Genomic DNA, 26,038 nt, shown 5'->3' with positions numbered 1-26,038 from the left:
GCTTAGATAAGGCGGTTCGGGCAAAATTCAAGGCCGTCTGAAAACTATTTTTCAGACGGCCTTGCTGTCTTACTACTCCAAACTTCACATCACAATCAGCAATCCTGCTTTACTCCGCCCAATGTTTTTTCTTGGACGTTTTACCGATGCCGGGATTGAAGCTGTTGGTCGGGTCGAGCTTGCGGTAAAACTGTTTGAGCGCCGGTTTGGCTTCGTAAAGGTGGCCGACGTTGTGTTCGGCGGGATATTGTGCGCCCCGCTGATCCAAAAGGTGCAGCATTTCGTGTTCCAAGGCCATGCAGTCGTGGCCTTTTTTGATGATGTAGTCCTGATGGAAAACGTGGCACATGAAGTGGCCGTAGTAGAGTTTGTAGATGATTTTGTCGTCGATTTCAGACGGCAGGTGTTCGTACCAATCCCGGTCGTCCCGACGCAGGGCGATGTCGAGGGCGACGATGTCTTCTACTTCGTCGTCATGCACGGCTCGATAGCGGATGGCGGCGGAAGCAACGGCAAAGCGGTGCAGCATGGCGGCTTGGGTTTCTTCGGCGCTGCATTCGAAATAGCTGCCGCTGTGTTCGGCAAAATAGTCTTTTAAAAATGCTCGGGCTTCTTCTACGCCGACACCGCCCATTTTCAGGATTAAATGGTGTTCGTAACGGTTGCGGTAGTCCCGCATGGATTTTGGTAAATGGTCGGGCAGGAATTTGCTGACAAACTGCAGGCATTTGTCGGAAAAGTGTTTCGGCAGGAAGCGGACTTTTTTGCCGAAGCGGTCCACCCGTGCTTTCATGTCAAACAGTTTCGGTAGTTGGTGCGTACCGAATTTTTTAATCACATAGAACGTGTCTTTGCCGTAGGCATCGGCAACGTCGAATGCGTCCCGATGGATGTATTCGCCTGAAATCGGCAGCGATTGGAACTGGCTCAGGGCGGCTCGGCGGATGTCGGTCAGTTCGTTGATGTCGTTGGTGCCGATATAGAATACGGCGGTGTGTTTTTCCTGCGGGAAGGTATCGAGCCGCACGGCAAACACCATCAGTTTGCCGGCGCAGCCCGAGGCTTCGTAGTGGCGGCTCGGGTCGGCGTTGAAGCGTGCCGCACTCGGCTCGTCCACTTGGCGCACATGGTTGCAATAGGCATGATCGTGGCCTTTGCCGACGTTTTGCTGAATGTCTTTCTTTTGATAATGGCGGCCCTGCAAATTGGTGAGGATTTCTTCCGGCGTGTCGCCCAATTCGATACCCAGATGATTGACCAATTCCAGCTTGCCGTGTTCATCGATTTGGGCATACAGCGCCATTTCGGTATAAGCCGGCCCCCGCTGCACCAGTGCGCCGCCGGAATTGTTGCACACGCCGCCCAATACGGAAGCGCCGATACACGATGAGCCAATCACAGAATGTGGTTCCCGCCCCAGCGGTTTGAGCAGCAGTTCCAACTGATTAAGGGTCGAACCGGGAAGGCACACGACTTGTTCGTTGTTGTTAATCGGCTGGATAATGTCCATGCGCATGGTATTGACAATCACGATATCCCGATCGTAATCGTTGCCGTCGGGGGTCGAACCGCCGGTCAGGCCGGTATTCGCCGCCTGCGTAATCACAATCACATCGGCTTCTACGCAGGCCTGCAAAATCTGCCACTGCTCCCAAACCGTTCCCGGCCGCACCACCGCCAGCGCATTGCCCTCGCCGAAACGGTAGCCTTGGCGGTATTGCTCGGTTTTGTTGGGGTCGGTGATGATGTATTTTTCACCGACAATCCGGGTCAGGGTCTGAATCAGTTGTGTCGCATTCATGGCGTTCTCCATTCATCGAAAAGTGTCTGCACTCCATTGTATAGCAAAAATGCTTTTTTTGCCCGAACAGGCCGTCTGAAAATGAGTTTTGCGGATTATGGATAATAAAAAACACCGAAGAGCTTATCTTCGGTGCTTCAGAATAAGGCGGCGAGCCGAACCTCCGGCACTGGCGCATCAGAGTGGGCTGCTGGCTTCCGCCCCTGACCCGGTGTTCCGAATAACCATGCGGAGAGACCCGCCATTGAGAGTGCTGATTATAGCGTTTTTTTGCCAAAATACAAGCCCCGCCGCCGAAATCTTCCCGAGTATCCGCACCAAACCGCCGATATAAAATGTAAAATTGTCAACAAAACAAATCAAAACCTAGCCTACACTGCTTGATTTTCGGTATAATAAACACTTATTTTCATCAATTTTACCACCACAATCATTCATGCCGTCTGAAAACCAGACCACAGCGTTTTTCAGACGGCCTCGATACAATAAACACAGCACACAAAGCTGAACGACACACCAACGGAACGCTGATATGACTACCACCAACCAACGCCTCCGCGAAATTCCCTACAACTATACTTCCTACACCGATAAAGAAATCGTGATCCGCCTCTTGGGCGAAAACGCTTGGCAAATTCTGCAGGATTTGCGCAGCCAACGCAAAACCGGCCGCTCGGCACGAATGCTGTTTGAAGTATTGGGCGATATTTGGGTGGTCATGCGCAACCCGTATCTGGTGGACGATTTGCTCGAACACCCGAAACGCCGGGAGGCTTTGGTGCGGGAAATGCGCCACCGTTTGAACGAAATCCAAAAACGGCGGGACGACAATGCCCAAGTCGGCGCATTGGTGGCGGCGGCGGAAACGGCGGTCGGAGACTTTGACGACAGTTTTGAAACCACCAAACAGAAACGCCGCCAAATCCTTGAACGCCTGAGCAGCATCACCAAACCGCACAATATTATGTTTGACGGTTTGGCACGTGTTACCCACGTTACCGATGCTACCGACTGGCGGGTCGAATATCCGTTTGTGGTGATTAATCCCGACAGCGAAGCCGAAGTAGCGCCGCTGGTCAAAGCCTTAATCGAGCTGGATTTGGTAATTATCCCCCGCGGAGGCGGTACGGGCTACACCGGCGGGGCGATTCCGCTGGATGCCAACAGTGCCGTTATCAACACTGAAAAACTCGACCGCCACAACGGCGTAGAATTTGTCAATCTCCCGGGCTTGGAGGGCAAACATCCGATTATCCACTGCGGTGCCGGCGTGGTTACCCGCCGTGTCGAAGAAACCGCCCATCAGGCCGGGCTGGTATTTGCCGTCGATCCGACTTCCGCCGATGCTTCCTGCGTGGGCGGCAATGTGGCGATGAATGCCGGCGGTAAAAAAGCCGTTTTGTGGGGGACTGCGCTCGACAACCTCGCCTATTGGAAAATGGTCAATCCGCAAGGCGAATGGCTGAAAATCGAACGTGTCCGCCATAATTTCGGCAAAATCCACGACGAAGCAACCGCCGTGTTTGACGTGCATACGCTGGATTCAGACGGCCTCAACATCGTCAAAACCGAGCGTTTGGAAATTCCGGGACACAAATTCCGCAAAGTCGGTTTGGGTAAAGACGTTACCGACAAATTCCTCAGCGGCCTACCCGGCGTGCAGAAAGAAGGCACAGACGGCATCATTACCAGCGTAGCGTTTGTGCTGCACCGTATGCCGAAATACATCCGCACCGTGTGTATGGAATTTTTCGGCACTGTCGCCAACGCCACCCCTTCGATTGTCGAAATCCGCGATTATCTGCTGGGACACGATTCGGTCAAACTCGCCGGTTTGGAACATCTCGACTGGCGTTATGTGCGTGCCGTCGGCTATGCCACCAAAGCAGCGGGCAAAGGCCGGCCGAAAATGGTGCTGCTCGCCGACATCGTTTCCGACGACGAAGCCGCCGTGCAGGAAGCCGCCGAACACATTGTCGCCATGACCCGCAAACGTGAAGGCGAAGGCTTTATCGCCGTTACCCCCGAAGCCCGCAAAACCTTCTGGCTCGACCGCAGCCGCACCGCCGCCATCGCCAAACACACCAACGCCTTTAAAATCAACGAAGACGTGGTGATTCCGCTGGAACGCTTGGGCGAATATTCAGACGGCATCGAACGTATCAACATCGAATTGTCGATTCAGAACAAACTGGCATTGTGCCGCTCCCTACTCGACTATCTGCAAGGCAAACTACCGGTCGATGCCCTCGGTACCGACTTGCCGAGCCACGAATTATTGGGCGACCGTGCCAAACACGCTTTGGCACACGTTGCCGCCGTCAAAGAACGTTGGGAATGGCTGCTCGACCATCTCGACGAGCCTTTGAGCCTGTACCGTGAGCGCTACGGCAGCGCCGTTGTCGCCGCCCCCGAAGCCGAAAACGAACGCAGCAGCTTTATTGCCTTCCGGGATTTCCGTCTGCGGGTATCGGTAAAAGAAGATGTAATGAAACCGCTTTCAGAAATCTTCAGCGGCAAAACCGACACCAAAATCATCGAAGGTTTGGCTAAAATCCACAGCAAAACCGTGCGCAGCCGCCTGTTTGTCGCCCTGCACATGCACGCCGGCGACGGCAACGTTCACACCAATATTCCGGTCAATTCTGATGACAGCGAAATGCTGCAAACCGCCTACAAAACCGTCGAACGCATTATGAAAATCGCCCGAGACCTCAACGGCGTGATTTCCGGCGAACACGGTATCGGCATTACCAAACTCGAGTTTTTGAGCAACGAAGAAATGCAGCCGTTTTGGGACTACAAAGCCAAAGTCGATCCCGACAGCCGTTTCAACCGCCACAAACTGATGAAAGGCAGCGACCTGCGCAACGCCTACACGCCGTCTTTCGAATTACTCGGCGCAGAATCGCTGATTATGGAAAAATCCGACCTCGGCACCATCGCCGACTCGGTCAAAGACTGTCTGCGCTGCGGCAAGTGCAAACCCGTCTGCTCCACCCACGTTCCCCGCGCCAACCTGTTATACAGCCCCCGTAACAAAATCCTCGGTGTCGGCCTGCTGACCGAAGCATTTTTGTACGAAGAACAAACCCGCCGGGGCGTATCCCTCAAACACTTTGAAGAACTGACGGACTTGGGCGACCACTGCACCGTGTGCCACCGCTGCGTCAAACCGTGTCCGGTCAATATCGACTTCGGCGATGTAACCGTTGCCATCCGCAACTACCTTGCCGATTCCGGCCACAAAAATTTCGCCCCCGCCGCCTCGCTGGGCATGGCATTTCTCAACGCCACCAATCCGAAAGCCATCAAAGCCCTGCGTACCGCCATGATTCAAACCGGCTTTCCGGCGCAGAATTTCGCCTACAAAATCGGCAAACTGTTGCCGTTGGGTACCAAAAAACAAAAAGCCGAACCCAAAGCCACCACCGGTGCCGCTCCGATAAAAGAACAGATTATCCACTTTATCAACCGGCCTTTGCCGAAAAACGTCCCCGCCAAAACGCCCCGCTCCCTGCTCGGTATCGAAGACAACAAAAGCATTCCGATTATCCGCAACCCACAAACGCCGGAAGACAGCGAAGCCGTGTTCTACTTCCCCGGCTGCGGCTCAGAACGCCTGTTCTCCCAAATCGGTCTCGCCGTGCAGGCCATGCTGTGGCACGTCGGCGTACAAACCGTCTTACCGCCGGGCTATATGTGCTGCGGCTACCCGCAGGAAGCCGGCGGTAACAAAGCCAAAGCCGAACAGATGAGTACCGACAACCGCGTATCTTTCCACCGCATGGCCAACACCCTCAACTACCTCGACATCAAAACCGTCGTCGTCAGCTGCGGCACCTGTTACGACCAACTCGAAAAATACCGTTTTGAAGAAATCTTCCCCGGCTGCCGCATCATCGACATCCACGAATACCTGCTCGAAAAAGGCGTAAAACTCGACGGTATCAAAGGCCAGCAATACCTCTACCACGACCCGTGCCACAGCCCGATTAAAACCATGAACGCCACCCAAATGGCCGGTGAACTTTTGGGCCAGAAAGTCGTTTTAAGCGACCGCTGCTGCGGCGAATCCGGCATGTTCGCCGTCAAACGCCCCGACATCGCCACTCAGGTCAAATTCCGCAAACAGGAAGAAATCGAGAAAAACCTCAAAGCCCTGCCGAAGGGCGAACCAGTCAAAATGCTCACCTCCTGCCCCGCCTGCCTGCAAGGTCTGAGCCGCTACGCCGACGACAACAATATGCCTGCCGACTACATCGTCATCGAAATGGCCAAACACCTGCTCGGCGACAACTGGCTCAACGACTTCGTCCAAAAAGCCAACAACGGCGGCGTAGAAAAAGTGTTGCTGTAAAACCCTTCCGACAATAAAACCATACCGTCTGAAAATCCGATTTTCAGACGGCATGGTTTCACATAACGATATTATTATCCCCTACACTTAACCTCACTCAAACCAACATATCATGCAAATTACCCCCATTCCCGCTTTTGGCGACAATTACATTTGGCTGATTCAAACCACACAGGGCAATATCTGTATTGATCCCGGTGATGCAGTGCCGATGATCGGATTTTTACAGCAACACCGGCAAAATCTGCACCAAATCTGGATTACCCACCATCACGATGACCACCGTGGTGGCGTGGCGGCGTTGAAACTGGCGTTTCCGCAGGTGAAAGTGTACGGCAACAGCGATATTCCCGAAGCCGACTGCCCAATTCGAGACGGTATGCAGCTCACTTTCGGCCAACTCGCTGCCGAAGTTTGGCTCACGCCCGGCCACACCGCCCATCATATCTGCTATCTGCTGGCGCACCAAAACCGTCTGCACGTTTTTTGCGGCGACACGCTGTTCAGCGGCGGTTGCGGTCGGGTGTTTACCGGCACGATACAGCAGCTTTTCGACAGTTTCCAACGTTTCAAACAGTTGCCCGACGATACGCTGTTTTATCCGGCGCACGAATACACCGCCGCCAACCTGCGTTTCGCCGCCCACATCGAACCCGACAATCCCGATATTCAAGCCGCCCTGTCCGACGCAACTCACACGCCAACGCTGCCTGTTACTCTTGAACACGAGCGGCGTATCAATCCCTTTCTGCGTACCCATCTGCCGCACATCCGCCAACGTGCCGAAACGCTTTCGGGAATTGAATTAGACGATGAATTATCGGTGTTTGCCGCATTAAGAACGTTGAAAAACAGTTTTTAATGCCGTCTGAAAATATGAACTGTTCCCCAAAACTTGGACAACTTAAGAATTTTTCTCAAACAGCCTGTTCAAGCTGGGTTCTGTACGCCACAGAATTCAGCCTTTTAAAGTTTAAACTCATCCAATCATGATTGTAATAATGTATGTAATCATCGATCACTGTTGTCAGCTCCGCCATCGACAGCGTACCTTCCCGATAGAAGCTCTCCGATTTCAGTGTCCCGAAGAAACACCCCATCGTCGCATTGTCCCAACGTGAAAGCAATACAGGGTTATATTTGAACATAAGAAAACTGCACCTTTTAGAGTTGGAGGGAGTGTCCAACTTTTGGGGTGCAGTTCACATTTTCAGACGGCCTGCTGTGGCTTTAAGCACCCAGCGGCAGCAAATCCAATTTTGCCATCAGCAGACGGTCGCCGTCTTCATCGGGGTTTTCGGTCGTCAGCAGTTTGTCGCCGTAGAAAATCGAATTGGCACCGGCCAGAAAACACATTGCCTGCATGGCTTCGGGCATTTCCGTACGGCCTGCGCTCAGGCGGACAAAACTGTCCGGCATAGTAATGCGTGCCACCGCAATCGTGCGCACAAATTCCGTCCAATCCAAATCTTCCGCATCGGCCAGCGGCGTTCCCTCTACTTTGACTAATTGATTAATCGGCACGCTCTCCGGCTGCGGGTCGAGATTGGCAAGACTGGCAATCAGTCCGGCACGTTCCGCCCGCCCTTCGTTCATGCCGACAATGCCGCCGCAACAGACTTTCAATCCGGCATGGCGCACCTTGCCCAGCGTGTCCATGCGGTCTTCATGCAGGCGGGTATGGATAATATCGTTGTAATATTCGGGATCGGTATCGAGATTATGGTTGTAATAATCCAGACCGGCGGCCTTCAAATCTTCCGCCATACCGTCTTCCAAAATTCCGAATGTGCCGCAGGTTTCCAAACCCAAACCTTTGACCGCCGAGATGATTTTGCCGACGGCTTCGACATCTTTCGGCTTCGGCCCCCGCCACGCCGCCCCCATACAGAAACGGCTTGCGCCTCGGGATTGGGCGATTCTGGCTTTTTCAATGATTTCATCAACATCCAGTATTTTTTCCTGTTCCAAACCGGTGTTGTGGTGCGCCGACTGCGGACAATAGGCGCAATCTTCCGGACAGCCGCCGGTTTTGATGGAAATCAGCGTAGAGAGTTGGATTTCACGGGGATTAAAATGCGCACGGTGGATTTCGGCGGCCTGATACACCAAGTCCAAAAAAGGTTGGGCAAACAATGCCTCAACATCGCATTTTTTCCAATAACGGGCAGTAGGATGCGGCTTGCGCTCGACCTTGCGGCGCAATGCAATCGGAGAAACAGTCATTTTTATCCATTCTTTTCATTTGACAGCGGCGCAATGACGCTGACGGCTCACACTACCGGCGCAATGACGGCAGCAGCTATTGTTTGAAGGCCGTCTGAAAAACAATATTTTCAGACGGCCTTGCTAGTGTACCGATTTTTATCACAAATTAAAATACAGGCGGCATGATTTATTGAAAAACGCCGAAACGGCAGGCATTGCTGCGGTTTCGGCGTATAGTTTCCGCCAAATGCGGTTTTACAGTTTCATCTCGGCCAAGCGGGCTTGGTAAGCGTCCAAGTCTTCGATCGGACGGGTCGCAACGCCGCTTTCCATGGCTGCTTTGGCGGTTGCAGCGGCAACACGGGGCAGCAGGCGGGAATCGAACGGAGTCGGAATCAGATAATCTGCGCCGAATTCGAATTTTTTACCGTAAGCAGCAATCACTTCTTCGCTGACCTCTTCGGTTGCCAAATCCGCCAATGCGTGTACGCAGGCAAGTTTCATTTCTTCGTTAATGGTGGTTGCGCCGACATCTAACGCACCGCGGAAGATAAACGGGAAGCACAATACATTATTGACTTGGTTCGGGAAATCTGAACGGCCGGTACCGATCACCACATCGGCACGGGTCGCTTTTGCCAGCGGCGGCAGAATTTCAGGATTCGGGTTGGCCATGGCAAACACAATCGGTTTGGCATTCATGGTGTTGAGCATTTCCGGAGTCAGCAGATTAGCGCCCGACAAGCCAAGGAAAATGTCTTTGCCTTGCACGGCATCGGCGAGGTTGCGTTGGCCGTTGTCGTCAATCGCATAAAACTGTTTAGACTCGTCCATACGGTCTTTGTCTTCACGGGTTTTGTAAATCACGCCTTTGGAATCGCAAACGGTTACGTTTTCACGTTTCAGACCCAATGCCAGCAACTGGTTCAGGCAGGCAATCGCAGCGGCACCGGCACCGGAACATACCAGCGTGGCTTCGGCGATGTTTCGGCCGGTCAGACGCAGGGCGTTGAGTACCGCAGCGGCAGTGATGATGGCCGTACCGTGTTGGTCGTCGTGGAATACCGGAATTTTGCAGCGTTTTTTCAATTCCTGCTCGATAAAGAAACATTCCGGCGCTTTGATGTCTTCCAAATTGATGCCGCCGAAAGTCGGCTCTAATGCGGCGATGATGTCCACCAGTTTTTGCGGATCTTTTTCGTCGATTTCGATGTCGAACACATCAACACCGGCGAATTTTTTAAACAAAACGCCTTTGCCTTCCATAACCGGCTTGCCCGCCAGCGCACCGATGTTGCCCAAGCCCAATACCGCCGTGCCGTTGGAAATTACGGCAACCAGATTGCCTTTTGCAGTGTATTTATAGGCATTGGCAGGATTGTCGTGGATTTCCAGACAAGGGGCGGCCACACCCGGCGAATAGGCCAGCGCCAAATCTTGGGCGGTTGCCAGCGATTTGGTCGGGGTAACGGAAATTTTGCCCGCTACCGGAAATTCGTGAAAATGCAGTGCAGCTTCTTTCAGTGAGTTTTCCATGTATTCGTCCTCATGACAATAAGTATCCAATCCGAGTATCCGTGTGGCTGCCCAGCCACAAAAGGTCGGGATAACAAGGGTATTTATTCTAACACGCATTGGGAAACGCTGCCTACCGCAAATTGCGTGAAACAGGCATGATTGCGGACTTTTTTGCCGCAGCGCAAACCTATCCCCGCCCTATCCGGCAAAAATAGTTCAATTTCAAACAAAATACAAATACAGTAAAAGGCCGTCTGAAAACCAACCCCCGTTTTTCAGACGGCCTGACAAACAAAAACCGCCTCTTAAAAAGAAGCGGTTTTCAAAAACATTCGGCTTATTTACCGGAAGCCTTCAGCAGCAAAGCATACAGCTCGTCTTTCAGCTTCAGCTTGGCTTTTTTCAGCTCTTCAATGCCGGCTTCTACCGTGCTGGCAGTTACCGGATTGTTTTCCAAACCGGTAATTTTGTCGTCCAACTCATTATGCTCGTTAAACAAGCGAGCAAAATGCGCATCTTCTTGTTTTAATTTGCTGATCAATTCGCGGTATTCTGGAAACATAATCGTCTTCCTCTCAAAGTTAAAGAAAAAACAACAAAAATATTGTCGTGAACCATCGCCACGCAAAAATTAAAATCATTGTCTGCATTCATTATAGCAAAGAGCGCCGTTTATTCCAACGTTTTCCCGCCGACAGACGCACCGCCATCCGGCACGCCTTTTTATTATTGACAATTTCGGCGGATTTGGTACATTGTCAATTTTCCGCCCCGGACTGCGCTTGCCGCAACCCTCCGGCGTTTCTCCGACCCTATCCCACCTGCAAAGGATACCGAAATATGTTTTCAAAAAGCGTAACCATCGAAAAATACGATCCGGAACTGGCCGCCGCCATTGCCGATGAAGTACAGCGCCAGCAAGACCACGTTGAACTGATTGCTTCGGAAAACTACGTCAGCTGCGCCGTGATGGAAGCCCAAGGCTCACAACTAACCAACAAATACGCCGAAGGCTACCCGGGCAAACGCTACTACGGCGGCTGCGAACACGTCGATGTAGTCGAACAGCTCGCCATCGACCGAGTGAAAAAACTGTTCGGCGCAGAATACGCCAACGTCCAACCCCATTCCGGATCGCAAGCCAACCAAGCCGTTTACGCCGCCGTATTGAAACCGGGCGATACCATTTTAGGCATGAGTCTGGCACACGGCGGCCACCTCACCCACGGAGCCAGCGTCAATATTTCCGGCAAACTCTATAATGCCATTACCTACGGCTTGGACGAAAACGAAGTGTTGGACTACGCCGAAGTAGAACGCCTGGCGCTCGAACACAAACCAAAAATGATTGTCGCCGGCGCATCTTCCTACGCCTTGGAAATCGACTGGGGCAAATTCCGAGAAATCGCCGACAAAGTAGGCGCATACCTCTTCGTCGATATGGCACACTACGCCGGCCTGATTGCAGGCGGCGAATACCCAAGCCCCGTACCGTTTGCCGATTTCGTGACCACCACCACCCACAAAACCCTGCGCGGCCCCCGCGGCGGCGTGATTTTGTGCCGCAGCGAAGAACACGCCAAAGCACTCAATTCTTCCATCTTCCCAAGCCTGCAAGGCGGCCCGCTGATGCACGTTATCGCCGCCAAAGCCGTTGCCTTCAAAGAAGCGCTGCAACCCGAATTCAAAGAATACGCCAAACAGGTCAAAATCAACGCCGCAGCCATGGCGGAAGAACTGCTCAAACGGGGTCTGCGCATCGTATCCGGCCGCACCGAAAGCCACGTTTTCCTAGTTGATTTGCAACCGAAAAAAATCACCGGCAAAGCCGCCGAAGCCGCTTTAGGTCTGGCACACATCACCGTCAACAAAAACGCCATTCCGAACGACCCTGAAAAACCGTTCATTACCTCCGGCATCCGCATCGGCGCTTCCGCCATCACCAGCCGGGGCTTCAACGAAGACGATGCCCGCAAACTGGCAAACTTGGTAGCCGATGTCTTGGACAATCCGGAAGACGAAGCCAACCTGAGCAAAGTCCGCGAACAAATCGCCGAACTCTGCGAAAAAAATCCGGTTTACGGCGCATAAAAACACAGCCGGATATCCTTCCACTTATGATAAAACCGGATTAAACCGGCAAACAAAGCCGTCTGAAAATGCTTGGTTTAGCTATTTTCAGACGGCCTGTTTTCACAATCATCAAAGAAATTTCTACCCAAACCATCAACCCAAAAAAATCCCGCTCTTTCGGGCGGGATTTTTTATCGGTTTCTCTTTAACCCGTTTCACGCCGGATTTCAGGCAAATACCAGTCTGCCATTGTCGGCTTCTACTTTGATGTCGCTTTCCGGTGCGTAGCGGCCGGAGAGCAGGGCTTTGGCGAGTGGGTTTTCGATTTCGGACTGAATCGCCCGTTTGAGCGGGCGGGCGCCGTAAATTGGGTCGAAACCGGCTTGGGCGATGATGTCGAGTGCGGCATCGGAAACGTTTAAGTTCAGGTTTTGTGCGGCAAGGCGTTTTTGCAGGCTGCGCAGTTGGATTCGGGCGATGCTGCGGATGTGTTCCTGACCCAAACCGTGGAACACGACCACTTCGTCAATGCGGTTAATCAGTTCGGGACGGAAATGTTCTTTCACGTCGTCCATCACCACCTCTTTGAGTGCGGCATAATCGGCGGTACCCATTTGCTGGATATGTTGGCTGCCGATGTTGGAAGTCATCACCACCACGGTGTTTTTGAAATCCACCGTGCGGCCTTGTCCGTCGGTCAGGCGGCCGTCGTCCAATACTTGCAGCAGGATGTTGAACACATCAGGGTGGGCTTTTTCTACTTCATCAAGCAGAATTACGCTGTATGGTTTGCGGCGCACTTGTTCGGTGAGATAACCGCCCTCTTCGTAGCCGACATAGCCCGGAGGCGCACCAATCAGGCGGGCGATGCTGTGTTTTTCCATATATTCCGACATATCGATGCGGATTAAATGGTCTTCGCTGTCAAACAGAAAGCCTGCCAGCGTTTTGCACAATTCGGTTTTGCCCACGCCGGTCGGACCTAAAAACAGGAAGCTGCCGTAAGGTTTATTCGGGTCTGCCAAACCGCTGCGGCTGCGGCGGATGGCATCGGCAACAGCGCGCACGGCTTCGTCTTGTCCGACCACACGTTGGTGCAATACTTCTTCCATTTTCAGCAGTTTTTCACGTTCGCCTTCCATCATTTTGGCAACGGGAATGCCGGTCATGCGGGACACGATTTCGGCCACTTCGTCTGCGCCGACTTCGGTTCGGAACAGTGTGTTGGCTTTTTTGCCTTGCTGGCTGCTTTCCGCTGCCTGAAGCTGCGCACTCAGTTTCGGTAATTCGCCGTATTCCAGTTCGGACGCTTTGGCATAATCGCCGCTGCGTTTGGCCTGCTCGATTTTCACTTTCAAATCATCGAGTTGTTTTTTAATATCCGCAGAACTGGAAGATGCGGCTTTTTCGGCTTTCCAGATTTCGTCCAAATCGGCATATTCTTTTTGCAGGGTGTCGATTTCGCTGTCAATCAATTCCAAACGTTTTTTGCTGGCTTCGTCGCTTTCTTTCTCAACGTGCATTTTTTCCATTTTCAACTGGATAATGCGGCGGTCGAGTTTGTCCATCTGCTCCGGTTTGGAATCCAGTTCCATTTTGATGCGGCTAGCGGCTTCGTCAATCAAATCAATCGCTTTATCAGGCAAAAAGCGGTCGGTAATGTAGCGGTCGCTCAATTCGGCGGCGGCGACAATCGCCGGGTCGGTAATGTCAATGCCGTGGTGGATTTCGTAACGCTCCTGCAGCCCGCGCAAAATGGCAACGGTGTCTTCCACGCTCGGTTCGCCAACCAATACTTTTTGGAAGCGGCGTTCGAGTGCGGCGTCTTTTTCAATGTATTGGCGGTATTCGTCCAAAGTGGTCGCACCGATACAGTGCAATTCGCCCCGTGCCAGCGCCGGTTTCAGCATGTTGCCGGCATCCATTGCGCCGTCGCTTTTGCCCGCACCGACCAGAGTGTGGATTTCATCGATAAAAATTAATGTGTTGCCGTCATCTTTCGCCAAATCATTCAGCACACTTTTCAGGCGTTCTTCAAATTCGCCGCGGTATTTGGCACCGGCAATCAGAGCCGCCAAATCCAACACCAGCAGGCGTTTGTTGCGCAGACTTTCCGGTACTTCTCCATTAACCATTCGTTGTGCCAAACCTTCGACAATCGCCGTTTTGCCCACGCCCGGCTCGCCAATTAACACCGGATTGTTTTTGGTGCGGCGTTGCAATACCTGAATCGCCCGACGGATTTCGTCATCACGCCCGATTACCGGATCAAGTTTGCCGTCTCTGGCCCGTTGGGTTAAATCCAAAGTATATTTTTTCAGCGCTTCACGTTGATCTTCCGCATTGGCATCGTTCACGGTTTGTCCTCCTCTGATGCTGTCAATCGCTGCATTGATATTCTGTTCGGTAGCGCCGGCCTCTTTTAACAGTTTGCCGGCGGTATCGTTTTGCTGAACCAGTGCCAACAAAAATAATTCGCTGGCAATATAGGCATCGCCCCGCTTGGCGGCGGCTTTGTCGGTCAGGTTCAGCACCGCCTGCAATTCACGGCTCGGCATGATGTCGCCGCCGTTGCCGGATATTTTCGGCAATGCGCTCAGCAACTGCTGCAGCCGGTTTTTCACCTGCGCCACATTCACGCCTGCGTGTGCCAGCAGGGCGGCTGCGCCGCTGTCGTTGTTGTCCAGCAGGGCTTTCAATACATGGGCGGCTTCCAAATAGGCGCTATCGGAAGCCAAGGCCAAACTCTGGCCGTCGGCCAGCGCCTGTTGGAATTTTGCGGTTAATTTGTCCAATCTCATTTTGCGTATCCTCGTGTGTTTTTCGTTAATCCCTATATAGGTACATCTGTGGATAACTCAACACCCGATTTTTCCGATTTTGCCTGTATTTTATTTAATATATTGTTTATCAACGTTATTTATTTCAATTCCATCTGTGAATAACTTTTCGCCACAAGCCACAAATGCCGTCTGAAAAATTGAACGGAATCAGGTATAATCAGGCTATTATTTTTTAGATTTTCAGACGGCCTGCCGTCTCGACAAGGAAAAAACATGACGAAAAAACGTGTCCTCACCGGCGTAACCACCACCGGCATTCCCCATCTCGGCAACTATGTCGGCGCAATCCGCCCGGCCATTCGTGCAGCGCAAGAAAGTAACACCGAATCTTTCCTGTTTTTGGCGGATTACCACGGCATCATCAAATGCCACGAGCCGCAGCTGATACACGAATCCACCCAAGCCGTTGCCGCCACTTGGCTTGCCTGCGGCCTCGACCCCGAACGCACCACGTTTTACCGTCAGAGCGACATTCCTGAAATCATGGAATTAAACTGGATTCTGACCTGCATTACCGCCAAAGGCCTGATGAACCGTGCGCACGCCTATAAAGCCGCCGTACAGGCAAATTTGGAAAACGGTCAGGAAGACCAAGATTTCGGCGTGGAAATGGGTTTATACAGCTACCCGATTCTGATGACCGCCGATATTTTGATGTTTAAAGCCAACGAAGTGCCGGTCGGCCGCGATCAAATCCAACACGTTGAAATGGCACGGGATATTGCCGGACGATTCAACCACCGCTTCAAAGAGCTGTTTGTTTTACCCGAAGTCAAAATCGATGAAAACGTCGAACTCTTGGTCGGTTTGGACGGACGGAAAATGTCCAAATCCTACGGCAACACCATTCCTTTGTGGGAAAGCGACAAAAAAACCCAAAAATCGGTCAATAAAATCATCACCAATATAAAAGAGCCGGGCGAACCGAAACAGCCCGACGAAAGCCCGCTGTTTGAAATCTACAAAGCCTTTGCCACGCCGTCTGAAACCGAAGCGTTCACCCAAATGCTTGCCGAAGGTCTGGCGTGGGGCGAAGCCAAAAAACTGCTGGCGGCAAAAATCAATGCCGAATTGGCGCAGCCTCGGGAACGCTACAACGAGCTGACCGCCAACCCGGCGCAAATCGAAGACATTCTGCAGGCCGGTGCCGCCAAAGCCCGTGTCGAAGCCAAAGAATTTTTGGCGCAGGTACGGGACGCAGTCGGTATCCGCAAACTGGGCTGATCCGCCCGCATTAAAAACCCATGCCGTCTGAAAACACCGTTTCCGCAACGCAAAAACTGTTTTTCAGACGGCATCAGCAAATCCGGCAACCCCAATGGAACAGACCATACACACTTGGCACGAAGCCATCGGCAACGAAAAAGAACAGCCCTATTTCCAACACATTATCCAAAGCGTCCGCCAAGAGCGGGAACAAGGGCAAATCATTTACCCGCCCGCCGCAGACGTATTCAACGCCTTTAAAGCCACCGAATTCTCGCAGGTCAAAGTCGTGATTTTGGGGCAAGACCCCTATCACGGCGCAGGACAGGCGCACGGCTTGGCGTTTTCCGTCCGCCCCGACATCCAGATTCCGCCCTCGCTGGTCAATATTTACAAAGAATTGTCGGACGACATTCCCGGCTTCCAAATCCCGCCGCACGGCTGCCTGCAATATTGGGCGGAACAAGGCGTATTGCTGCTCAACACCGTCCTGACCGTCCGGGACGGAGCCGCCCATTCCCACGCCCCGCTGGGTTGGGAACAATTCACCGACCGTGTTATCGCCCGTCTGAACGACCAGCGGCAACACCTTGTCTTTATGCTGTGGGGCAGCCATGCCCAGAAAAAAGGCGCATTTATCGACCGCAGCCGCCATTTGGTACTGACTGCGCCCCACCCCTCGCCGCTTTCCGCCTATCGGGGTTTCTTCGGCTGCAAACACTTTTCACAGGCCAACCGTTATCTGCAGCAACACGGCATTGCCGAAATCGACTGGCAGATTTAAGCCGTTTTCATCACAAAAATGCCGTCTGAAAATGAGCATCACCCATTTTCAGACGGCATGTTCTATCAGACACAATCAAATTATTTCAAACGGTTCAGCAACGTTTTAAATGTCCCGCCGTAATAATCGCTGGCGGTGCAATATACCGTTTGCAAGGCACATTGTCCCTGCGTACCGAACTTCGCCAGACACTGTTTCAAGGCAATCTGATGAACATTTTTAAACAACGGCGATGTAATCACCACCGCATTGGCCGCCGAAATGCCGCCCGGCTGGGATTTGGGATACGCCACGGCGACACAGGTATTGTGCAACGGCATATTCAGGCTGCAGCCGGTCTGCCCCGACACCACGCCCGCCAAGCTGTCTTTCCCCCGGCAAAACGCCTCCGCCTCCTCATCGGCCTGCGCCTGTGTCAGATTTTCCTGCGTCGTTTTAATGCTGACGGCTTCCGCAGCATCATTCGGATTGGTCCAAAAAACCAAGCGTCCGTAAGAATCCGCCGCCTGAGCAGCCGAAAAAGCAAACGCCATCATCAGTGTGCATAACATTTTCTGCATGGGTGAACATTCCCGATTTATTGTTTTCATGCTGCTATTATAAATTAAAAATATGTCGGCTTAAGCACCATTACCAGTTTTTTCACACCCAACCCGCCGGTGTGATTACATAAAACAACATAGTATTTACACAATCAACCTATACAAAAAGATAGAAAAAGCCTATTATCAACCGCTCAAACATCTCACAATAAACAGCGCAGGCCAATTGGCCGCCGCACAGTATGGAAACCATATTCCATCACAAGCAACAAAGTAGAAAGGATTTCTTATGCAACACCGCCGCCGTTTGGCCATTTTTCAAGCCGCAAAGCGTGCTTCTTTTACCCGCAAACCTGAGCAGCAGCCCATCGCCGCTGCCCGTTGATAATTAATGATCAAACCGATTAACTGAATCCGCAAAGGCCGTCTGAAAACCTGATTTTCAGACGGCCTCGGTGTATTTAATTCCCAAAAATCCGCTTGTCCGCATTGCTCCCACCGTATGGAAAACACAGGATTTCGGCTATAATAGCCGCTGTTTCCAACTTTTGCGCAGCCGACCATGCTCAGTTACCGCCACGCCTTTCACGCCGGCAATCATGCCGATATGCTCAAGCATTTTATCTTGTTTTTAACGCTGGAATATTTCAACCGCAAAGACAAGCCTTATTGGTATATCGACACCCACAGCGGTGCCGGGCTGTATGATTTGGGCGGCGAAGAAGCGCAGAAAGTCGGAGAATACCGGCAAGGCATTGCGCTGCTGCGTCAGGCGGCGGATTTGCCGCAAGGCTTGGCGGATTTTACCGCTTATCTCAATCAAGTGCTGCCGAAGCCTGATTTGTATTGCGGATCGCCTTGGCTGGCGCAGGCTTTGTGCCGACAAAACGACAAGCTGCGGCTGTTTGAGCTGCATCCTGCCGATTATGCCCATCTGCAAAACAATATGGACGAAGCGGGTTTGAAGCGGCGCGGACAAATCAGCCGCAGCGACGGTTTTCAAGGTCTGATTTCGCTGCTGCCGCCGCCAACCCGCCGTGCAGTGGTGCTGATTGATCCGCCGTATGAAGAAAAACAGGATTATCAGCGGGTGGTGCAGACGCTGAAAGAAGCGCAAAAACGGTTTGCCTCCGGCTGCTATCTGGTGTGGTATCCGTGTTTGAGCAAAGAAGCCAGCCAAAAACTGCCCGAACAGTTGCAAAAACTCTCGCCGGAAAATTATCTTCACGCCGAATTACACGTCCACCACCCCCGCAGCGACGGTTTCGGTATGCACGGTAGCGGAATGTTTGTCATCAATCCGCCCTATCTTTTGGCGCAACAACTTCAGGAAAACCTACCCGCCCTCGCCCGACTGCTGGCGCAGGACGATAGTGCCAAATGGGTGTTGGACGCTAAAATCCCGTAAATCCGAAAGGCCGTCTGAAAATCAGCAAACGTATTTTCAGACGGCCTCTGCACACCTAGCCTCCCATCCGATTTTGAATTACAATCTGTTACATTGTTTCTTAGCAGCCGATAATTTTTAACCGTCTGCCCTATTTATGATAAACGAGCGAAAAATGAACACCTTAGCCAACTTTCTTCCCCAACATCTGCAACAACATAACCTGCCTGCCGAATTGGGCAACGTTTTAGAAACCGTTACCGCCGCCTGCTGCGCCATCAACAACAAAGTCCGACTGGGCGCACTCGCCGGCGTTTTAGGCATGGCGGGGACTGGCAATGTTCAAGGCGAAGATCAGAAAAAATTAGACGTGATCGCCAACGATATTCTGATTGAAGCCCTGAAAAACAACCCCAATGTCGGCGGTTTGGCAAGCGAAGAAGAAGATTCTTTCGTTGCCTGCCACGAAAACGGCGGCTATCTGGTTTTGTTTGACCCGTTGGACGGCTCGTCCAATATTGATGTCAATATTTCAGTCGGCACTATTTTTTCCATTCTTGCCAAACCGGAAGGCACGCTGACCACCGAATCATTCCTGCAAAAAGGCCGCAATCAAGTCGCCGCCGGTTATGTTTTATACGGCCCGCAAACCCAACTGGTTTTAACCCTCAAACACGGCGTATTCGTCTTTACCCTCAATGAACAAGGCGAATTTGTCGAAACCCAGTCCCAGCCCAAAATCGCCGCAGCAACCCAAGAATTTGCCGTCAATATGTCCAACCAACGCCACTGGCAACCACCGGTGCAGCAATATATCGCCGAACTGCTGGCCGGCAAAGAAGGCGTACGCGGCAAAAACTACAATATGCGCTGGGTCGCCAGCATGGTCGCCGAAATCCACCGCATTCTGATGCGCGGCGGCGTATTCATGTATCCGCAAGACAAACGGGACCCAAGCAAACCGGGCAAACTGCGGCTGATGTACGAAGCCAACCCAATGAGCCTGATTTTAGAACAGGCCGGCGGCGCAGCCTCCAACGCCCACCAAGCCATGCTCGATATCCAACCCGAAGGCCTGCACCAACGAGTCGCCGTGTTTATGGGAAGCAGCGAAGAAGTCGCATACATCAACAACCTGCACCAAAACGATTGAGATAACAAAGCCGAAGCCCTTACTTTCGATTTCCAAGTGCAACATTAGTTAACAAAGGTTGGAAGATATTCAAGAATAAAACACTTGGCGTTTCATAGCCAAGTGTTTTTCTTGGTCGATGGTTCAGTTCATCCTGAACCTGCCGTATTTCCTTCCCACTGATTTTCCTGAAATCCGTCTGTTTCGGGAAGTATTGGCGTATCAATCCATTGGTATTTTCATTCGTTCCCTTTTCCCAAGAGCGGTACGGACGGCAGAAATAGGTTTCCGCTTTCAATCCATCAGCGATTTTCTTGTGCCGGTAAAACTCCTTACCGTTATCCATCGTAATCGTGTGTACCCTGTCTTTATGCGCCTTCAATACCCTGATGACAGCGTTGGCAGTATCTTCGGCTTTGAAGTTCTTCAACTTACAGATAATGGTGTAACGGGTAACACGTTCGATTAAGGTCAGTAATGCACTTTTTTAGTCTTTGCTGATGATGGTGTCAGCTTCCCAATCGCCGATGCGCATCCTTTTGTTGACGGTTTCGGGACGGTGTTCGATACCGACACGGTCAGGAACTTTGCCTTTGACCCATGTTTTGCCGCCGTATTTTTTACGGTAGGGTTTGCTGCATATTCTGAGGTGTTGCCACAATGTCCTGCCATTGTTCCTGTTTTGGTGCAGGTAGCGGTAAACAGTGCTGTGGTAGAGCTTAGTCTGGTGGTGTTTTTCGAGGTATCCGCATATTTGCTGTGGGCTGAGTTTTTGACAGACAAGGGTGTTGATGTGGCCGATGAGTTGTCCGGTCATTTTGTAGGGGGAACGCTTTTTCTGTTTGCTTTGGCAGCTTTGCTGTTGTGCTGAGGCGGCGCGATAGTCTTGGTTTTGGCTGTAGCGTTTGATTTCACGGCTGATGGTGCTTTTGTGGCGACCGAGCGTTTGTGCGATTTGTGTGATGGGTTGGTGGCGGTAATGATGCTGAATGTGGTATCGTTCGTCTTGGGTCAGTTGTGTGTAGCTCATTGCAATCTTTCTTGTCAGGAAAGGCAGTATGCTACCGCATACTGGCCTTTTCTGTTTTGCAATGTTGCACTTGATAGGCGAATCCGCTGCCGTCCGAAAACTAAATTTTCAGACGGCTTCGATTTTATTAGCAATGACGAACTAAATTTCGATGTTTCAATCAGGTACAAAGAATTTTGAAGCCCCCCCATTCTTGCTATCCATATTTTCCTATAAATATTTTCAATCAGTAGCTATTAATATCTCTCAGATGCCCTAAAAATAGCTCCCTTTTCTAATATAATACTTGACTGAAAAACTCAGATATTAGACAATTCCGAAACACAAAACCATGCAGGCCGTCTGAAAATAATATGAGACTGACTACCAAAGGCCGCTTCGCCGTTACCGCCATGATTGATTTGGCGATGAACGCCCAACACGGTGCTGTCAAACTGAGCGCCATCAGCGAACGCCAAAATATTTCCCTATCTTATCTCGAGCAGCTGTTCAGCAAGCTGCGCCGCGCCCGTTTGGTTGAAAGTCTGCGCGGCCCCGGCGGCGGTTATATTCTGGCGGCACCTGCTGCACAAATCAACATCGCCCAAATCATCTGCGCCGCCGAAGACAAACTCGATGCCACCCAGTGCAGCAGTCAGGCAAACTGCCATCACGGTACGCCCTGTCTGACCCACGATTTATGGGAAAATCTCAACCAAACCATTAACCGCTACCTCAGCAGCGTTACCCTGCAAAGCATTATCGAGCAGAAAAACAACGATGCCGACCATAAAGTCGTTACTTTGACACACATTCACTAATCCATAACTATAATCAGGAAAGAACCGACCATGACCGTTCAAACCCCCGTTTACTTGGACTATGCCGCCACTACTCCGGTTGACAAACGTGTTGCCGAGAAAATGATTCCGTATCTGTGCGAACAGTTCGGCAACCCCGCCTCCAACAGCCACAGCTTCGGCTGGACCGCTGAAGAAGCCGTCGAACAGGCACGGGCCGACATCGCCGCTCTGATTAACGCCGACTCGAAAGAAATCGTTTTCACCAGCGGCGCTACCGAATCCAACAACCTTGCCATCAAAGGCGCAGCCAATTTCTACAAAAGCAAAGGCAAACATCTGATTACCGTCAAAACCGAACATAAAGCGGTTTTGGATACCATGCGGGAATTGGAACGCCAAGGCTACGATGTTACCTATTTAGACGTACAGGAAAACGGCTTGGTTGATTTGGACGTGTTGAAAGCTGCCATTCGGGAAGACACCATTTTGGTATCCTGCATGTGGGTTAATAACGAAATCGGTGTGGTGCAGAATATTCCCGCCATCGGCGAAATCTGTCGTGAACGCAAAATCATTTTCCACGTTGATGCCGCCCAAGCCTGCGGCAAAGTGCCGGTTGATGTAGAAGCCGCCAAAGTCGATCTGCTTTCGATGTCCGCCCACAAAGTGTACGGTCCGAAAGGCATCGGCGCACTCTACGTCCGCCGCAAACCCCGTGTCCGCCTCGAAGCCCAAATGCACGGCGGCGGCCACGAACGCGGTTTCCGTTCCGGCACGCTGCCGACCCACCAAATCGTCGGCATGGGTGAAGCCTTCCGTCTTGCCAAAGAAGAGCTGCAAAAAGATACCGAACACTATCTGAAACTGCGTGAAATCTTCTTAAACGGCATTAAAGACATTGAAGAAGTGTACATCAACGGCGATTTGGAACAACGTTCGCCCAACAACCTCAACGTCAGCTTCAACTTTGTCGAAGGCGAAAGCCTGATTATGGCAGTGAAAGAACTTGCCGTATCCAGCGGCTCGGCGTGTACCTCCGCCTCGCTCGAACCGTCTTACGTTCTGCGTGCCTTGGGCCGCAACGACGAATTGGCACACTCTTCCCTGCGCATCACCTTCGGCCGCATGACCACCGAAGAAGAAGTTGCCTACGCCGCCGAACTCATCAAATCCAAAATCGGCAAACTGCGGGAATTGTCGCCGCTGTGGGAAATGTTTAAAGACGGCATTGACTTAGACTCAATCGAATGGGCGGCACACTGATTTGTGTTGAAGCAGGCCGTCTGAAAAACGATAAAATATATTTTCAGACGGCTTACCCCGCAGGAAAACAAAATGAGCGAACAAGACCTAGACCTCGATAATTTAGACAGTCTGCTCGACAGCTTCGACGGCATAACCGTTGAAGGCGGCGTGGACAGTGAAAACGATGAAGGCTGCGAAGGCGGTGCCTGCAAAATCTGATTCAAGGCCGTCTGAAAACAAGGCGTGAAACACCGTCTTCCTTTATTTTTTTAATTAAATGACAGGAACACCGTATGTCTCAGCAACGACCGAAATTCCATGCCAGATACTTTATGGCTGACTATGATCGCCATCAGCAAATAGTCGATATGGAACAATATTCACAGACACTGGCGAATCTATATAATTGGTTCGATCAGGCCGGTTATGATGTGGTCAATGTCGTCCCAATTAATGTCAGCATATTAGAAGAATGCCGTCAAGGAGACAGAACTTACGTGGGTGATGTCGGCACGTCTCCGACATGCGCAGCGGTGGTAGTAGGCCGCCGCCGCGACTGAAATCGGATGGATGGTTAAATTTTCCCATAATAAAACCACGCCATTCAAGGCCGTTTGAAACTTTTAACTTTTTTATAATCACAATACAAGGAATACACATCATGGCATACAGCGATAAAGTGATTGACCACTACGAAAACCCGCGCAACGTCGGCACGTTCGACAAAGGCGATGAATCTGTCGGCACCGGCATGGTCGGCGCACCGGCCTGCGGCGACGTAATGCGTCTGCAAATCAAAGTTAATGATGAAGGCATCATCGAAGACGCAAAATTCAAAACCTACGGCTGCGGCTCGGCCATCGCCTCTTCCAGCCTGATTACCGAATGGGTCAAAGGCAAAAGTTTGGATGATGCTTTGGCGATTAAAAACAGCGACATCGCCGAAGAATTGGAACTTCCGCCGGTAAAAATCCACTGTTCGATTTTGGCGGAAGACGCAGTCAAAGCCGCCGTTGCCGACTACCGCAAGAAAAAAGAAGCGCAATAAACCGCAATCCGTTTTCAGACGGCCTCATTGACACAGGCCGTCTGAAAACAGCAAGTTTCGCAAAAACCGCTTCAATCCGGAAATCTGGAAATATTGTTAGGAGATACCGATGATTACCCTCACAGAAAATGCCGCCAAACACATCAACGGCTATCTGGCCAATCGGGGCAAAGGCTTGGGCGTACGCTTGGGCGTGAAAACCAGCGGCTGTTCGGGCATGGCGTATAATCTTGAATTTGTTGATGAAGCGCAGGCCGAAGACACCGTATTCGAACAATTCGGTGCCAAAATTTTTGTCGATCCCAAAAGTCTGGTTTATCTCGACGGCACGCAGGTGGACTACACCAAAGAAGGCTTGCAAGAAGGCTTTAAATTCGACAATCCGAATGTCAAAGACTCTTGCGGCTGCGGCGAAAGTTTCCACGTTTAAACAGGAAGTTTTCCCTTATGAGCCAATACTTTACCCTATTCCAAATCGAGCCGGTATTCGACCTTGACGAAGCCCGTTTGGAACAGGCCTACCGTGATTTTTCCGCCCGCTTCCACCCCGACAAATTCGCTTCCGCCTCGTCTTTCGAGCAAAAACAGGCAGTGATGATGTCGGCGACGATTAACGAAGCCTATCGGGTGCTGAAAAATCCGATTGACCGTGCCGCCCACCTGCTGCAAATGCAGGGCATTGATGCCGATGCGCCGGAACATACGCAGTTTTCCACCGAATTTCTGACCCAGCAGATGGAATGGCGGGAAGCCTTAATGGAAGCCCAATTCGAGCAGGATCAAGCTGCGCTGAACCGCTTGCAGCAGGAAATTTCCGGCGAACAGGCCTCGCTGTATCAGGCATTGTCGCAGGCTTTGCGGCAGCACGATTGGCAGCAGGCGGCGCAACTGGTTCGCCAAGGGCGTTTTTTAAACAAAATCGGCAGCGAACTTGCCGCCGCCCTCTGATCAAATCAGGCGGTTTGCCAAGCCGCATTTTCAGACGGCCTTTGGGCAACAGCAGCCCGCCACAGGCCGTCTGAAAACCGATTTGGCGGCAGATAAATATTTGAACCAATCATTGCCTCCACTGTCTGACACCAATTCAAACAAAACAATAAACCGCCACAACTTTTCGGCCAAAATGCCGTTTTTTTCCGCCTCACCCTATCCGCAGCGGGCTTTTTATGGTAAATATCCGCTGCAACCGTTTCCATTGATGATTTTTCCCCACATGATGAACAGCAAACTTATTCTGTGTGCCGTGGCGGCCGCCCTGTTGAGCGGTTGCCAGTCTTATCAAGAAAACCAAAGCCGCCGCAGCAAGCTGGCGCAATTTGTTATCAGCCACCCGTCCGCCGCCCAAGCCATCGGCGTGCCGGACGAAGCCGCCGCCAACATCAGCAGCAATGCGGCTCGCTTTGCGCTGCGTACCGGTTTGGACGACAGTGCCAACGGCGATGGTCGGGGTACGCAGGTTAATGCCGTGCGCAATACCTTGTGGCAGGCCGCCATCACCGCCCAATTCAACCGTAAACTTGCCCGCAAAATCGGCCATGCCAACCTGAGCGATACCGAATGGCGCTGGGGCAAAACCGATTATTTCAGCCGTCTTGCCGCCGATCAGGCGGTGGATTTGTACAATAATGCCTTAGGCCGCAGCATCGGCAGCGAAAATCCCCGCCGCAGCATCAAACAGTTGGCGTTTTTGGTGTTGGACTATTACCGTGAAGAAGGTTTGTGGACGGTTCAGCAGGCAAACGAAGGCGGCCGCACCATTTGGCGGATTGCCCAAACCAAGTTGGACGAAAAAGCCTACCGCCAAGCATTGCGCAATCTCGAACCTTTAAACCCAAACGGCATGACCGCCGAAGAAGCCGCCCGCTACGCCGATTCCGCAAACACCTTGCGTGAAATCAAAAACGGCATCAGCGCCATCAGCAAAATCGAAGACTGAAACCCTTTAACGCCCGCCGAAAAAAGCGTACACTAACGCCATCTTGCGATGAACGCCGTCTGAAACCCGTTTTGCCCGCTTCAGCTATGCCATAGTGGAATAAGCTCAAAGCAATACAAGGCGGCAGGCCGCAGACAGTATGA

The 26,038-nt window shown here is 51.7% G+C and carries 22 protein-coding genes, 1 other RNA gene and 1 pseudogene; 15 read left to right on the top strand and 9 right to left on the bottom strand.

Annotated elements, in window-relative coordinates; all coding sequences use genetic code 11:
- Nucleotides 1-109: 109 nt before the first annotated feature.
- Together dld and ffs are read right to left on the bottom strand one after the other, a co-directional pair.
- Entirely contained in the window at nt 110-1,801 is a 1,692-nt protein-coding gene (gene dld / locus PJU73_RS03490; protein ID WP_237091596.1) for a D-lactate dehydrogenase, read from the bottom strand.
- A 146-nt stretch (nt 1,802-1,947) separates the two neighbouring features.
- Nucleotides 1,948-2,044, bottom strand: an RNA gene (ffs, locus tag PJU73_RS03485) — signal recognition particle sRNA small type.
- 289 nt (nt 2,045-2,333) lie between these two features.
- On the opposite strand from ffs, the gene PJU73_RS03480 reads away from it, so the two are divergent.
- Both PJU73_RS03480 and gloB read left to right on the top strand, forming a co-directional pair.
- Nucleotides 2,334-6,161, top strand: coding sequence for a DUF3683 domain-containing protein (locus tag PJU73_RS03480; protein WP_237091594.1), 3,828 nt, complete (start codon nt 2,334-2,336; stop codon nt 6,159-6,161).
- A gap of 112 nt (nt 6,162-6,273) precedes the next feature.
- Nucleotides 6,274-7,023 (top strand): hydroxyacylglutathione hydrolase, encoded by a 750-nt coding sequence (gloB, locus tag PJU73_RS03475; RefSeq protein WP_237091592.1) that lies wholly within the window; start codon nt 6,274-6,276, stop codon nt 7,021-7,023.
- A gap of 55 nt (nt 7,024-7,078) precedes the next feature.
- On the opposite strand, the gene PJU73_RS09585 is transcribed toward gloB, so the two are convergent.
- The 4 genes from PJU73_RS09585 to PJU73_RS03460 form a co-directional block, all read right to left on the bottom strand.
- Nucleotides 7,079-7,261, bottom strand: a complete 183-nt coding sequence (locus PJU73_RS09585; protein ID WP_371871510.1) for an IS3 family transposase — start codon at nt 7,259-7,261, stop codon at nt 7,079-7,081.
- Nucleotides 7,262-7,391: 130 nt separating this feature from the next.
- A complete protein-coding gene (bioB, locus tag PJU73_RS03470; RefSeq protein ID WP_237091590.1) occupies nt 7,392-8,387 on the bottom strand; it encodes a biotin synthase BioB in 996 nt (331 codons plus the stop codon).
- Between the two features lie 237 nt (nt 8,388-8,624).
- Nucleotides 8,625-9,905, bottom strand: coding sequence for a malic enzyme-like NAD(P)-binding protein (locus PJU73_RS03465; protein WP_237091589.1), 1,281 nt, complete (start codon nt 9,903-9,905; stop codon nt 8,625-8,627).
- Between the two features lie 319 nt (nt 9,906-10,224).
- On the bottom strand, nt 10,225-10,449 hold the full coding sequence (locus tag PJU73_RS03460; protein WP_237091587.1) for an HP1242/YdcH family protein: 225 nt from the start codon (nt 10,447-10,449) through the stop codon (nt 10,225-10,227).
- Between the two features lie 278 nt (nt 10,450-10,727).
- Between PJU73_RS03460 and glyA the strand changes: the two genes are divergently transcribed.
- The gene (gene glyA, locus PJU73_RS03455; RefSeq protein ID WP_237091585.1) at nt 10,728-11,978 is read left to right on the top strand and encodes a serine hydroxymethyltransferase; all 1,251 of its coding nucleotides are present in this window, start codon (nt 10,728-10,730) and stop codon (nt 11,976-11,978) included.
- Between the two features lie 209 nt (nt 11,979-12,187).
- On the opposite strand, the gene clpB is transcribed toward glyA, so the two are convergent.
- A complete protein-coding gene (gene clpB / locus PJU73_RS03450) occupies nt 12,188-14,761 on the bottom strand; it encodes an ATP-dependent chaperone ClpB (protein ID WP_237091583.1) in 2,574 nt (857 codons plus the stop codon).
- A gap of 255 nt (nt 14,762-15,016) precedes the next feature.
- On the opposite strand from clpB, the gene trpS reads away from it, so the two are divergent.
- Nucleotides 15,017-16,027 carry a tryptophan--tRNA ligase gene (gene trpS, locus PJU73_RS03445; protein ID WP_237091581.1) on the top strand — a complete coding sequence of 337 codons (1,011 nt, stop codon included), beginning with the start codon at nt 15,017-15,019 and terminating at the stop codon, nt 16,025-16,027.
- A gap of 94 nt (nt 16,028-16,121) precedes the next feature.
- Complete coding sequence (gene ung, locus PJU73_RS03440; protein WP_272607588.1) at nt 16,122-16,793, top strand: uracil-DNA glycosylase; 672 nt, start codon at nt 16,122-16,124, stop codon at nt 16,791-16,793.
- An 80-nt stretch (nt 16,794-16,873) separates the two neighbouring features.
- Here ung and PJU73_RS03435 read toward each other — a convergent pair whose 3' ends face one another.
- Nucleotides 16,874-17,353, bottom strand: a complete 480-nt coding sequence (locus tag PJU73_RS03435) for a DUF4189 domain-containing protein (RefSeq protein ID WP_237091580.1) — start codon at nt 17,351-17,353, stop codon at nt 16,874-16,876.
- Nucleotides 17,354-17,897: 544 nt separating this feature from the next.
- On the opposite strand from PJU73_RS03435, the gene PJU73_RS03430 reads away from it, so the two are divergent.
- Both PJU73_RS03430 and PJU73_RS03425 read left to right on the top strand, forming a co-directional pair.
- Nucleotides 17,898-18,743, top strand: coding sequence for a 23S rRNA (adenine(2030)-N(6))-methyltransferase RlmJ (locus PJU73_RS03430; RefSeq protein ID WP_237091579.1), 846 nt, complete (start codon nt 17,898-17,900; stop codon nt 18,741-18,743).
- Nucleotides 18,744-18,897: 154 nt separating this feature from the next.
- Complete coding sequence (locus tag PJU73_RS03425) at nt 18,898-19,875, top strand: class 1 fructose-bisphosphatase (protein WP_237091578.1); 978 nt, start codon at nt 18,898-18,900, stop codon at nt 19,873-19,875.
- A gap of 19 nt (nt 19,876-19,894) precedes the next feature.
- On the opposite strand, the pseudogene PJU73_RS03420 reads toward PJU73_RS03425, so the two are convergent.
- Nucleotides 19,895-20,884 (bottom strand): annotated as a pseudogene (locus PJU73_RS03420) (IS30 family transposase).
- 353 nt (nt 20,885-21,237) lie between these two features.
- On the opposite strand from PJU73_RS03420, the gene iscR reads away from it, so the two are divergent.
- The 8 genes from iscR (at nt 21,238) to PJU73_RS03380 (ending at nt 25,895) form a co-directional block, all read left to right on the top strand.
- Nucleotides 21,238-21,684: a Fe-S cluster assembly transcriptional regulator IscR gene (iscR, locus tag PJU73_RS03415; RefSeq protein ID WP_237091837.1), complete on the top strand. Its 447-nt coding sequence runs from the start codon at nt 21,238-21,240 to the stop codon at nt 21,682-21,684.
- A 30-nt stretch (nt 21,685-21,714) separates the two neighbouring features.
- Complete coding sequence (locus tag PJU73_RS03410; RefSeq protein WP_237091838.1) at nt 21,715-22,929, top strand: IscS subfamily cysteine desulfurase; 1,215 nt, start codon at nt 21,715-21,717, stop codon at nt 22,927-22,929.
- Between the two features lie 72 nt (nt 22,930-23,001).
- The gene (locus PJU73_RS03405) at nt 23,002-23,130 is read left to right on the top strand and encodes a hypothetical protein (protein WP_272607587.1); all 129 of its coding nucleotides are present in this window, start codon (nt 23,002-23,004) and stop codon (nt 23,128-23,130) included.
- A gap of 74 nt (nt 23,131-23,204) precedes the next feature.
- Nucleotides 23,205-23,471: a hypothetical protein gene (locus PJU73_RS03400; protein WP_237091839.1), complete on the top strand. Its 267-nt coding sequence runs from the start codon at nt 23,205-23,207 to the stop codon at nt 23,469-23,471.
- A 101-nt stretch (nt 23,472-23,572) separates the two neighbouring features.
- A complete protein-coding gene (gene iscU / locus PJU73_RS03395; RefSeq protein ID WP_237091840.1) occupies nt 23,573-23,959 on the top strand; it encodes a Fe-S cluster assembly scaffold IscU in 387 nt (128 codons plus the stop codon).
- Between the two features lie 109 nt (nt 23,960-24,068).
- Complete coding sequence (gene iscA / locus PJU73_RS03390; protein WP_237091841.1) at nt 24,069-24,389, top strand: iron-sulfur cluster assembly protein IscA; 321 nt, start codon at nt 24,069-24,071, stop codon at nt 24,387-24,389.
- 17 nt (nt 24,390-24,406) lie between these two features.
- Nucleotides 24,407-24,907: a Fe-S protein assembly co-chaperone HscB gene (gene hscB / locus PJU73_RS03385; RefSeq protein ID WP_237091842.1), complete on the top strand. Its 501-nt coding sequence runs from the start codon at nt 24,407-24,409 to the stop codon at nt 24,905-24,907.
- Between the two features lie 250 nt (nt 24,908-25,157).
- On the top strand, nt 25,158-25,895 hold the full coding sequence (locus PJU73_RS03380) for a DUF6973 domain-containing protein (RefSeq protein ID WP_272607586.1): 738 nt from the start codon (nt 25,158-25,160) through the stop codon (nt 25,893-25,895).
- The last annotated feature ends 143 nt before the right edge of the window (nt 25,896-26,038 follow it).

The organism is Neisseria lisongii (genome assembly GCF_028463985.1).
Taxonomy (GTDB): domain Bacteria; phylum Pseudomonadota; class Gammaproteobacteria; order Burkholderiales; family Neisseriaceae; genus Neisseria; species Neisseria lisongii.
Note: the sequence above shows the minus strand (reverse complement) of the source record. Positions and strands in the feature narration are given on the sequence as shown.